The organism is Streptomyces sp. col6, assembly GCF_008042035.1.
Taxonomy (GTDB): domain Bacteria; phylum Actinomycetota; class Actinomycetes; order Streptomycetales; family Streptomycetaceae; genus Streptomyces.
The window spans coordinates 53,495-64,678 of sequence record NZ_RDBL01000002.1; the positions used below are offsets into that span (position 1 = coordinate 53,495).

At 74.3% G+C, this 11,184-nt stretch carries 10 protein-coding genes and 1 pseudogene; 4 read left to right on the forward strand and 7 right to left on the reverse strand.

Annotated features, from left to right (window positions below):
* Nucleotides 1–253: 253 nt before the first annotated feature.
* Together EAO73_RS00390 and EAO73_RS00395 are read left to right on the forward strand one after the other, a co-directional pair.
* A complete protein-coding gene (locus EAO73_RS00390; protein ID WP_147969444.1) occupies nucleotides 254–1,081 on the forward strand; it encodes an enoyl-CoA hydratase family protein in 828 nt (275 codons plus the stop codon).
* On the forward strand, nucleotides 1,078–3,384 hold the full coding sequence (locus EAO73_RS00395) for a bifunctional salicylyl-CoA 5-hydroxylase/oxidoreductase (RefSeq protein ID WP_147969445.1): 2,307 nt from the start codon (nucleotides 1,078–1,080) through the stop codon (nucleotides 3,382–3,384). The genes EAO73_RS00390 and EAO73_RS00395 overlap by 4 nt, the downstream gene beginning before the upstream one ends.
* Before the next feature lie 29 nt (nucleotides 3,385–3,413).
* Here the strand turns inward: EAO73_RS00395 and EAO73_RS00400 are convergent, their stop codons facing one another.
* Both EAO73_RS00400 and EAO73_RS00405 read right to left on the reverse strand, forming a co-directional pair.
* The gene (locus tag EAO73_RS00400; protein WP_147969446.1) at nucleotides 3,414–4,229 is read right to left on the reverse strand and encodes a PaaX family transcriptional regulator C-terminal domain-containing protein; all 816 of its coding nucleotides are present in this window, start codon (nucleotides 4,227–4,229) and stop codon (nucleotides 3,414–3,416) included.
* 4 nt (nucleotides 4,230–4,233) lie between these two features.
* Nucleotides 4,234–5,871: an AMP-binding protein gene (locus EAO73_RS00405; protein WP_147969447.1), complete on the reverse strand. Its 1,638-nt coding sequence runs from the start codon at nucleotides 5,869–5,871 to the stop codon at nucleotides 4,234–4,236.
* 109 nt (nucleotides 5,872–5,980) lie between these two features.
* On the opposite strand from EAO73_RS00405, the gene EAO73_RS00410 reads away from it, so the two are divergent.
* Nucleotides 5,981–7,108, forward strand: coding sequence for an acyl-CoA dehydrogenase family protein (locus tag EAO73_RS00410; protein WP_147969448.1), 1,128 nt, complete (start codon nucleotides 5,981–5,983; stop codon nucleotides 7,106–7,108).
* A complete protein-coding gene (locus EAO73_RS00415; RefSeq protein WP_147969449.1) occupies nucleotides 7,105–7,506 on the forward strand; it encodes a RidA family protein in 402 nt (133 codons plus the stop codon). Before EAO73_RS00410 ends, EAO73_RS00415 begins: the two co-directional genes overlap by 4 nt.
* A gap of 74 nt (nucleotides 7,507–7,580) precedes the next feature.
* On the opposite strand, the gene EAO73_RS00420 is transcribed toward EAO73_RS00415, so the two are convergent.
* From EAO73_RS00420 to EAO73_RS00440, 5 genes and pseudogenes are all read right to left on the reverse strand, one after another.
* The gene (locus EAO73_RS00420; RefSeq protein ID WP_147969450.1) at nucleotides 7,581–8,714 is read right to left on the reverse strand and encodes an FAD-dependent monooxygenase; all 1,134 of its coding nucleotides are present in this window, start codon (nucleotides 8,712–8,714) and stop codon (nucleotides 7,581–7,583) included.
* A 49-nt stretch (nucleotides 8,715–8,763) separates the two neighbouring features.
* A complete protein-coding gene (locus EAO73_RS00425) occupies nucleotides 8,764–9,333 on the reverse strand; it encodes a GTP-binding protein (RefSeq protein WP_147969451.1) in 570 nt (189 codons plus the stop codon).
* A 6-nt stretch (nucleotides 9,334–9,339) separates the two neighbouring features.
* Complete coding sequence (locus EAO73_RS00430; protein ID WP_147969452.1) at nucleotides 9,340–9,759, reverse strand: DUF742 domain-containing protein; 420 nt, start codon at nucleotides 9,757–9,759, stop codon at nucleotides 9,340–9,342.
* Nucleotides 9,756–10,193, reverse strand: a complete 438-nt coding sequence (locus EAO73_RS00435; RefSeq protein ID WP_147969453.1) for a roadblock/LC7 domain-containing protein — start codon at nucleotides 10,191–10,193, stop codon at nucleotides 9,756–9,758. Before EAO73_RS00435 ends, EAO73_RS00430 begins: the two co-directional genes overlap by 4 nt.
* A pseudogene (locus tag EAO73_RS00440) lies at nucleotides 10,190–11,184 on the reverse strand (hypothetical protein); the annotation flags it as partial. The pseudogene EAO73_RS00440 and the gene EAO73_RS00435, both read right to left, overlap by 4 nt.

Below are 11,184 nucleotides of genomic sequence, written 5' to 3' on the forward strand. Positions count from 1 at the left end.
TCCGTCGGGGGGCACGAGGTTTCCGTTCGGGGTGGGCGCGGCGGTCCTGGGCTCAGACGTTTCCGCGCTCAAGACTTCTTGGCCCCAGCTTACGAAGCCGTGCGACACGGACAAGGGTCTGCCGCCCGGTACGAAGGGGACGTTCGTCACGAGATCCGCGCCGGGCCGTGTATCGCGCACTCGTGACGGCAGTCACGTAACGGTGATAAATTCGAGGCCAGGCAGCAGCGACGGCTGAAGGGGATACCCCGCCATGAGCCCGTTCACCGGCTCCGTACCGCGTACGCAGCACTGGCGCCACCTGCGGGTCGCCGTCGAGGACGGCGTCGCCACCGTCACCCTCGCCAGGCCCGAGAAGCTCAACGCCCTCACCTTCGGCGCCTACGCCGACCTGCGCGACCTGCTGGCCGAGCTGGCCCGGGAGCGCTCCGTCCGGGCCCTGGTCCTGGCCGGCGAGGGGCGCGGCTTCTGCTCCGGCGGCGATGTGGACGAGATCATCGGCGCGACCCTGTCGATGGACACCGCCGAGCTGCTGGACTTCAACCGGATGACCGGCCAGGTCGTCCGCGCGGTGCGCGAGTGCCCGTTCCCCGTCGTCGCGGCCGTCCACGGGGTCGCCGCCGGAGCGGGCGCCGTCCTCGCCCTCGCCGCCGACTTCCGCGTCGCCGACCCCAGCGCCCGGTTCGCCTTCCTCTTCACCCGGGTCGGGCTCTCCGGCGGCGACATGGGCGCGGCCTATCTGCTGCCCCGGGTCGTCGGCCTCGGCCATGCCACCCGGCTCCTGATGCTCGGCGAACCCGTCCGCGCGCCCGAGGCCGAGCGGATCGGTCTGATCAGCGAGCTCACGGACGAGGGCGGGGCCGACAAGGCCGCCGCCGCGCTCGCCCGCCGCCTCGCGGACGGCCCCGCGCTCGCCCTCGCCCAGACCAAGGCGCTGCTCACCGCCGAGCTGGACATGCCGCTGGCCGCCGCCGTCGAGATGGACGCCGCCACCCAGGCCCTCCTGATGCACGGCGAGGACTACGCCGAATTCCACGCCGCGTTCAGCGAGAAGCGGCCGCCCGCCTGGCGCGGCAAATGACCGCCCCGGGCGCCGGCCCGCAGCGGATCGCGGTCATCGGCGGCGGCCCCGGCGGGCTCTACGCGGCGGCCCTGCTCAAACGGCTCGGCCCCGCACGCGAGATCACCCTCTGGGAGCGCAACGCCCCCGACGACACCTTCGGCTTCGGCGTCGTCCTCTCCGACGAGACCCTCGGCGGCATCGAACACGCCGACCCGGTCGTGCACCGCGCCCTCCAGCGCGAGTTCGTCCGCTGGGACGACATCGACATCGTGCACCGGGGCCACACCCAGACCTCCGGCGGCCACGGCTTCGCCGCGCTCGGCCGCCGCCGGCTCCTGGAGATCCTGCACGAGCGGTGCGCCGGGCTCGGCGTCGACCTCCGCTTTTGCACCCGGGCCCCGTCCGCCGCCGAACTCGCCGCCACGCACGACCTGGTCATCGCCGCCGACGGCGTGCACAGCGCCACCCGCGAGGCCCACGCCGAGAGCTTCCGCCCTCGCGTCACCGGACACCGATGCCGCTACATCTGGCTCGCCGCCGACTTCGCCCTGGACGCCTTCCGCTTCGAGATCGCCGAGACCGCGTACGGCGTGATGCAGCTCCACGCCTACCCGTTCTCGCGGTCGCCGGATGGCGGCGGTGCCTCCACCGTCATCGTCGAGATGCGCGAGGAGGTCTGGCGCGCGGCCGGCTTCGACGTCCCCGACCCGGCCGAGTCGGTCGACCAGTGCGCCAAGATCTTCGCGAACGCGCTCGGCCACCGCCCCCTGCGCTCCAACAACTCCGCCTGGCTCACCTTCCGTACCGTCGTCAACGAGCACTGGTCGCACGGGAACACCGTCCTCATCGGGGACGCCGCGCACACCGCGCACTTCTCCATCGGCTCCGGCACCAAGCTCGCCGTGGAGGACGCCCTCGCGCTCGCCGCCTGCGTCGAGGAGCATCCCTCGCTGCCGGCCGCGCTCGCCGCGTACGAGAGCGAGCGCCGGCCCGTCGTCGAGTCGACGCAGCGTGCGGCGGCGGCCAGCCTGCGCTGGTTCGAGGAGCTGGGCACGTACGTGGACCAGCCGCCCCGGCAGTTCGCGTTCAACCTGCTCACCCGCAGCCGCCGCGTCACCCACGACAACCTCCGGCTGCGCGACCCCGGGTTCACGTCCGGTGTGGAGGAGGAGTTCGGCTGCCCGCCCGCCACCCCGCCGATGTTCACGCCGCTGCGGCTGCGCGGTCTGGAGCTGCGCAACCGTGTCGTCGTCTCGCCGATGGACATGTACTCGGCCACCGACGGCGTCCCCGGCGACTTCCACCTCGTCCACCTCGGCGCGCGGGCGCTCGGCGGTGCCGGGCTCGTCATGACGGAGATGGTCTGCGTCAGCCCCGAGGGCCGCATCACCCCCGGCTGCACCGGCCTCTACACCGACGAACAGGCCGCCGCCTGGACCCGGATCACCGACTTCGTGCACACCTCGTCCCCCGGTACCGCCATAGGCGTCCAGCTCGGGCACTCCGGCCGCAAGGGCTCCACCAAGCTCATGTGGGAGGGCATCGACCAGCCCCTCGACGACGGCAACTGGCCGGTGGCCGCCGCCTCCCCGCTCCCGTACGCCCCGGACGTCAACCAGGTCCCGCACTCCCTGGACCGGGCCGGGCTCGACGCGGTCCGCGAGCGGTTCGCCGCCGCCGCCCGGCGCGCCGACGCCTGCGGGTTCGACCTCCTCGAACTGCACTGCGCCCACGGCTATCTGCTCTCCGGCTTCCTCTCCCCGCTCACCAACCACCGCACCGACGCCTACGGGGGACCCTTGGCCCACCGGCTCCGCTTCCCGCTGGAGGTCTTCGACACCGTCCGCGCGCTGTGGCCCGACGACCGGCCGATGACCGTCCGGATCTCCGCCACCGACTGGGCCGAGGGCGGCACCACCGCTGAGGACGCCGTCGAGATCGCCCGCGCGTTCGTCGCGCACGGGGCCGACGCCATCGACGTCTCCACCGGCCAGGTCGTCCCCGGCGAGCGGCCCGAGTACGGGCGCTCCTACCAGACCCCGTACGCCGACCGCATCCGCAACACCCTGTGCGTGCCCGTGATCGCGGTGGGCGCCATCTCCTCCTGGGACGACGTCAACTCCCTGCTGCTGGCGGGCCGCTCCGACCTCTGCGCCCTGGCCCGCCCCCACCTGTACGACCCGCACTGGACGCTCCACGCGGCGGCCGAGCAGGGCTACAGCGGTCCGGGCGCCCCCTGGCCCCTCCCGTACCGCGCGGGCAGCCGCACCCCGCCGACCGGCCGCACGGACGCGCCGAAGCCCAGGCTCACGCTGGGCTGACCGGCACCTCACCCCGCCGCGCAGCCCGTCTACGCCCGCACGAACTGCGCCCCCGCGTCCCGCAGCCGCTCGTGCAGCGCCCGGAACACCTCGGCCGACCTGGCGCCCGGCCAGCCGGCGGGCAGCAGTTCCCGGGGCAGCCCCGGGTCGGCGTACGGCACCCGGCGCCAGGAGTCCAGCGCCGTCAGGTAGTCCCGGTAGGCCGCCTCCGGGTCCGCCGCCCCGTCCCCGCGTGCCTCCCAGGCCCCGAGCACCGGTTCGTGGCGTTCCAGGAAGTCGTGGTGCAGCCGGGCCACCGCGTCCAGGTCCCACCAGCGGGCGACGGCCTCCCGGGTCGGGGTGAAGCCCAGGTGGTCGCCGCGGAACAGGTCGACGTACGGGGCGAGTTCCAGCCGCTCCAGGGTGTGCCGGGTCTCGTCGTACAGCCCCGCCGGGGCGATCCAGACACCGGGGGCGGCCGTGCCGAACCCCAGCCGGGACAGCCGCGAGCGCAGCAGATGCCGCTTGTGGCGCTCGGCCTCGGGGACGGAGAACACCGCGAGCACCCAGCCGTCCTCCTCGCGGGGTTCCGGGTGCCGGTAGATGCGGCGGTCGCCGTCGTCCAGGAGCTGGCGGGCGTCCGCCGACAGCGCGTACCCGGCCGCCCCGTCCGCCGTCCGCGCGGCGACGAGCAGCCCGCGCCGCTTCAGCCGGGAGACGGACGAGCGCACGGCGGGAGCGTCCACGCCGACGGCGCCGAGCAGCCGGACCAGACCGGCCACCGGCATCGGCCCGTCGCCGGGGGTGCGGCCGTACGCCCCGTACAGGGTGACGATCAGGGAGCGGGGCGTGTGCGGTTCGGCCATGTGATCATTCTCGGCCCGGCGAGGGGCCCGCCGCACCGGGTTCCTCCGCACGGAGCCGGAACCGTTGCAGTTTCCCCGTGGCGGTCCGGGGGAGCGCGGGCAGGAACGTGATGCGGCGGGGGCACTTGTGCGGGGCCAGCTCCGCCCGCATGAACGTCCGCAGCGCGTCCTCCGTCAGCGCGGACCCCTCCCGCACCACCACGTACGCCGCCACGATCCGGCCGCGCAGCTCGTCCGCCTGCCCCACCACCGCGGCCTCCGCCACCTCCGGGTGGCGCAGCAGGGCCTCCTCGACCTCGGGGCCGGCGATGTTGTACCCGGAGGAGATGATCATGTCGTCGGCGCGGGCCACGTACCGGAAGTAGCCGTCAGGGTCGCGCACATAGGTGTCGCCGGTGATGTTCCAGCCGTTCCGTACGTAGTCCCGCTGCCGTGCGTCGGCGAGGTAGCGGCAGCCGACCGGGCCGCGCACGGCGAGCAGGCCCGGCTCGCCGTCCGGCACCGGCTTCCCGTCGGCGTCCACCACACGGGCCTGCCAGCCGGGGACCGGGACGCCGGTGGTGCCGGGGCGGATCGCGTCGTCGGCGGCGGAGACGAAGATGTGCAGCAGCTCGGTGGCGCCGATGCCGTTGATGATCCGCAGCCCGGTCCGCTCGTGCCAGGCGTGCCAGGTCGCCTCGGGAAGGTTCTCGCCCGCCGAGACACACCGGCGCAGCGCCGACAGGTCGTGCCCGTCGAGCTGGTCGAGCATCACCCGGTACGCGGTCGGGGCGGTGAACAGCACGGAGACGCGGTGCTCCGCCAGGGCGGGCAGCAGCTGCTTGGGCCCGGCCTGCTCCAGCAGCAGCGCCGACGCGCCCACCCGCAGCGGGAACACCACCAGGCCCCCGAGCCCGAAGGTGAAGCCGAGCGGCGGACTGCCCGCGAACACGTCGTCGGGGACCGGCCGCAGGACGTGCCGCGAGAACGTGTCGGCGATGGCCAGCACATCGCGGTGCAGATGCATGCAGCCCTTGGGCCGGCCGGTGGTGCCCGAGGTGAAGGCGATCAGCGCCACGTCGTCCGACGCGGTGTCCACCGCCGCGTAGGCCCCCGGCCGGGCGGCGGCCAGCCGCAGCAGGTCGTCGTGCCCGTCACCCCCGTACGCCGTGATCCGCAGCCCCGGGACCTGCGCCGCGGCCAGGTCGTCCACCGCACGCGCGTCGCACAGGGCGTGGCTCACCCGGGCGATCGAGCAGATCGTCGCCAGCTCGGAGGCCCGCTGCTGCGCCAGTACGGTGACGGCGACGGCCCCCGCCTTCAGCACCGCGAGCCAGCAGGCGGCCAGCCGGGGTGTGGTGGGGCCGCGGAGCAGGACGCGGTTGCCGGGGACGACGCCCAGGTCCGAGGTGAGGACATGGGCGATCCGGTCGACGAGGTCCCGCAGCTCCCCGTAGCTCAGCACTCCGCCGTCGGGCGTACGGAAGGCGGGGCGGTCCGGGCCCAGGCGGCCGGCCGTGCCGTCCAGCAGCTCGGTGGCGCAGTTGAGCCGGTCCGGATAGTGCAGTTCGGGCAGGTCGAGGAGCAGGTCCGGCCACTGGTCCACCGGTGGCAGGTGCTCCCTGGCGAAGCCGTCGATGTGCGCTGAGGTTTTCGGGTCCATGAAGGATCGCCCCCTTGTCGCCCTTGGAGCGTATCGTTTGGGTGACGGTAGTCAACGGTCCGCGATAAAGATGCCCGGGAGCATTCGATTCGACCAGAGAGGCGCCGGTATGACGGCATTCTCGCTCGATCCGGCACAGACCGCCTGGTGCGAGGAGTTGCGCGCCCTGGCCCTGGACCGGCTCGCCCCGATCGCCGCACGCGGTGAACCGGGGCACGTGAACCGCCCGCTGCTCGCCGCCCTCGGCGACCTGGGCCTCCTCGACCGGCTGTTCGGCTCGGGCGCGCTCGACCTCTGCCTGCTGCGCGAATCGCTCGCCCGGGGCTGCACGGAGGCCGAGACGGCCCTCGCCCTCCAGGGCCTCGGCGGCTTCCCGGTGCTCCGCTCGGGCACCCCCGCCCAGCGCGAGCGGTGGCTGCCCGAGGTGCGGGCGGGCCGGGCCGTCGCCGCGTTCGCGCTCAGCGAGCCGGGCGCGGGCTCCGACGCCGGGGCCCTCGCGCTGGAGGCCGCCCCGGACTCCGGCGGCTGGCGGCTGAGCGGCGAGAAGTGCTGGATCTCCAACGCGCCGGAGGCCGACTTCTACACGGTCTTCGCCCGTACGACCCCGGGCGCCCGCGCCCGCGGCGTCACCGCGTTCCTGGTCCCCGCCGACCGCCCCGGGCTGACCGGTACCGCGCTGGAAATGCTCTCCCCGCACCCGATCGGGGCCCTCGCCTTCGACGGGGTCCGCGTCACCGCCGACGACCTGCTCGGCGCACCGGACCGGGGCTTCGCGGTCGCCATGGACACCCTGAACCTGTTCCGTCCCAGCGTCGGCGCCTTCGCGCTCGGCATGGCGCGGGCGGCCCTGGACGCCACGGTGGAGCACACCGCGACCCGCACCGCCTTCGGCGGGCCCCTGTCCGGCCTCCAGGCCGTGTCCCACCAGGTCGCCGAGATGGCCACCCGCACCGAGGCCGCCCGGTTGCTGGTCTACGCGGCCGCCGCCGCCCACGACGCCGGGGAGCCCGGGGTGCCGCGCCGGGCCGCCATGGCGAAGCTGTACGCCACCGAGACCGCGCAGTACGTCGTGGACACCGCCGTCCAGCTGCACGGCGCCCGCGCCCTGCACCGCGGCCATCTGCTCGAACACCTCTACCGGGAGGTCCGCGCCCCGCGCATCTACGAGGGGGCCAGCGAGGTCCAGCGCACCATCATCGCCAAGGAGCTGTACGCGACCCGGGAGCCGACCGCATGAGCCCGATCCACCGCATCAACCCGCACGAACTCTCGCCCGCCACCGGCTTCTCCCACGCGGTCACCGCCACCGGCGGCCGGCTGGTCTTCCTGGCCGGGCAGACCGCCCTGGACCAGCACGGCACCGTCGTCGGCGACACCCTGCCCGAGCAGTTCGCGACCGCCCTCGGCAACCTCCTCGCCGCCCTGCGCGCGGCCGGCGGCTCCCCGGCGGACCTGGCCCGGGTCACGGTGTACGCCACCGATGTCGCCGACTACCGGGCGCACGCCCCCGAACTGGGCCGGATCTGGCGCCGGCTGGCGGGCCGCGACTACCCGGCCATGGCCGTCATCGGGGCGGCGCGGCTCTGGGACGAACAGGCCCTGGTCGAGCTCGACGGGATCGCGGTCCTGCCCTGAACGGCGTACGCCCCCGCCGGCCCCGGAAACCGGGACCTGCGGGGGCGTACGGAGAGAGGCGTACGGAGAGAAGATCAGTACGGCTGCACCAGTACGTGGGCCGCGCCCGGGATGCCGATCTTCAGCAGCTCGTCCTCCTCGGGCGTCGTCTCGCCGCCCGTCTCCTGCTTGAGCACCGCACGGGACATCGCCTGCACCCACATGGCGCGCGGGCGGCGCCGGGCCTCCCACGCGTCCAGGGCCGCCGCGACGTCCGCCTCGGCGTCCAGCGACTCGGCGAGCACCAGCGCGTCCTCCACCGCCATCGCCGCACCCTGCGCGATGTGCGGGGTGCTCGCGTGCGCGGCGTCCCCGGCCAGGACCACCCGGCCGACGTGCCACGGCTCCTCGACGGTCACCTGGGAGATCCGCGAGTACACCACCGCCTCCGGACCGGTGACCGCGTCGAGCGCCTCAGCGACCGGCCCGGAGAACATCACCAGCCGTTCCTTCAGCTGCTCGTGGGCCTTCTCCGCGTCCGGCCGGAAGTCCTCGGCCTCGGGGAACACCGTGCCCAGGTACATCAGCTCGTCAGTGATCGGCGTGAGCAGCGCCTTGGCCGCCTGGCCCGCGGTGCCCATCACGACGCCCCGCACCTGCTCCTGGCGGGGCACGGTGACGCGCCAGTTGGCGAAGCCGGTGTACTGGGGGGCGTAGCGGTCGCCGTACAGCCGGGTGCGCAGCGGCGAGCCGATGCCGTCGAAGCCGACGACGAGGTCCCAGCGTCCGGCCGTACCGTCGGACAGGGTGACGTCCACGCCCTCGCCGTCGTCGGCGAGTTCGGTGATCGTCGTGCCGAAGCGGATCTTCGCACCGGCCGAGGCCGCCGCCGCGCCCAGCACCTGGGCGAGCGCCGGACGAGGGATGCCGTTGTTGGACGGGGCATCGCCCATGCGGGGCTGCGGTATCGCGGCCAGGGTGTTGCCGGCCGGGTCCGCGATGGTCAGGACCTCCCACTCGAAGCCCGCTGCGAGGCAGTCGTCGAGCACCCCGATCTCGCGCATCACGTGCAGGGCGTTGGACGGCTGGATGATGCCGACGCCCAGGGCGTCCAGCTCGTCGCGGAGTTCGGCGACCTCGACGGTGTGGCCGCGCCGGGCCAGGGCGGTGGCGAGCGTCAGCCCGCCGATGCCGCCGCCGTGGATCAGGACGCGCAGGGATGTTGCCATGTCGGATCTCTCCAGAGCGAGAAGGGGAGGAAGAAGGAACGGGGAGGGGTCAGCCGACGGCCACGGGCAGGCTCATCAGGTGGTCCACGAGGGCCAGCAGCACATCCCGGCCGAACGGCCGCTCGCGTACGTCACCGACCAGCAGCGGGACGTGCGGATCGAGGTCGAGGGCGGCCCGGATCTCCCCCGGCGTACGGGTGTTGTGGCCGTGGAAGCAGTTGATCGCGACGACGAACGGGATGTCCCGGCTCTCGAAGAAGTCGATCGAGGCGAAGCTGGTCTCCAGCCGTCGGGTGTCGGCGATCACGACGCCGCCGAGGGCCCCGTTGACCAGGTCGTTCCACATGAACCAGAAGCGCTCCTGGCCCGGGGTGCCGAACAGGTAGACGACCAGCTCCGGACTGACCGTGATGCGGCCGAAGTCCAGGGCCACGGTGGTGGTGTCCTTCTGCCCGACGCCGGCCAGGTCGTCGACGCCGACGCTGGCCTGGGTGAGCAACTCCTCGGTGCGCAGCGGGGCGACCTCGCTGACCGCGCCGACGAGGGTGGTCTTTCCGACGCCGAAGCCGCCGGCTATCAGGATCTTCACGGCGGTGGGCGCCGTCTGACTGGTGGTCATCTTGGCTCAGAGTCTCCGGAGTCCGTCGCGAACAGCGGCCAGTACGCTCATGTCGGCACCGCCCGACGCCCGCGCCACCGACAGCGGGGCGCGGGCGATCAGCAGGCCGGCGGCGACCAGGTCCGCCAGCAGGATCTTGGTCACCGAGACCGGCAGGTCGAGGCCCGCGGAGACCTCGGCGACCGCGGCGGGACGCCGGCAGCGTTCCAGGATCAGCCGGTGCTCCGGCTGGAGCCGGCCCGGACGGACCGCCGCCCCGTGTGCGTCCGGCGCATCGTGCGCGGTCGTCAGCACGGTGATGAGGGTGAGGTCGTCCCGCTCGGGCGCGGTCCGGCCACGGGTGATGGTGTACGGGCGGACCATCGTGCCCGCCCCGTCCTCCCCGTCGTCGAACTCGTCCTCGCGGTAGGGCCAGTGCGCGTTCACGCGCGCGGGCCGTTTCCGGCGCCGAAGGCGTCGAAGTCGCTCCGGGCCGGGGTGCTGAGCTTCTGGCCGACCTGGAGGACCAGGTTGTGCATGGCGAGCGACATGACCTCGGCGTCCACCTCCTGCGAGGCGACGACGGCCAGATGCGTGCCCTGGCCCGCCGAGATGATGAAGAGCCACAGGTCCGACAGCTCGACGATCACCTGGTGCACGCCGCCGCCCCCGAAGAGCTGGCCCACACCGCGGGCCAGGCTCTGCTGGCCGGTGCAGATGGCGGCCAGCCGTTCGGCGTCGGCCCGCTCGACGGTGCGCGAGTGGCTCACCACCAGCCCGTCGTCGGAGAGCAGCACGGCGTTCCGGGTCTCGGCCACCGAGTCGACCAGGCCGTCGAGCAGCCAGTCGAGGTCCTGGCGCGTGGCGGTAGTGCGTGTCATGTCCGTTCTTCTCCCGTGAAGAGGGGGGCGGAGGGATCGGGCTGCTTCGGCGGCTCGTCGGTGCCGCGGGCGGCACGGGAGCGGCGCTGGAAGGCTCCGATGGCGGCACCGGCGCGATGCGGGGCCGACCGGGGCGGCGGGTTCTCGGACGGCTCCGACGGCCGGTCCGCGGCGGCAGGGCCGGCCGGGGCGATCCGCAGTTCGTCCGCGAGGCTGGCCTGGCGGACCCGGCGCGGCAGCGGTGCCTCCACGCCGGGCGGGGGCGGCGGGGCGAGGTCGCCCGGTCCGGCGTCCGGTCCGGCGCCGGCCGTGGGCGAGCCCGTGCGGGGCCATCCCGCGCCGGGGGAGAGCGGAAGGCCCGGTCCGGCCGACGGCTGTCCGGGGTGCACGACGGCCGGTTCCGGCTGCGGGGGAAGCGAGACCGGGAAGCCGTCCGCGTCCAGTTCGCCCGGCAGATACGTGTCCGGGTAGGGCTGCTGCGGAGCCCCGTACGCTTCCCCGGCCTCCGGATACGCCTGGTGCGCCACCGGGTACTGGCCCTGGGCCGTCATGTACGGCTGCTGGGCGTCCGCGTACGTGCCCTGCCCGGCACCGTCGTAGGCGCGGTCGTCCTGTCGGACCCCGCCATACGTGTCGTCCCGGTGGCCGTACGCGTGCCCGTCCGTACCGCCGTACGGGGCATCGGCCCCGGGGTGGTCGTACGGCCCCGGCTGCCCGGGACGGGGGTAGGACGTCTGCGGCTGCCCGGGACCGCCGAGGGAACCGTCGAAGGGGTGGCCGGCAGGCCGGCCGGCGGGGGTGCCCTGGACCTGTTCCTCCCGGTCCGGGAAGGGCTCCCGCGCCTCCGCGCCGGACGACCCGGCCGCCTCGAACGGGTCGCGCGGCGTGTGCAGCGCGGTCACCCCCGCGAGCGCCTGGCCGCGTCCCCTGCTCGGCAGCGCGTCGGTGTCGCGGAGCGGGGCGGGGCCGGTGCCGGGGCGGTGTCCTCGGC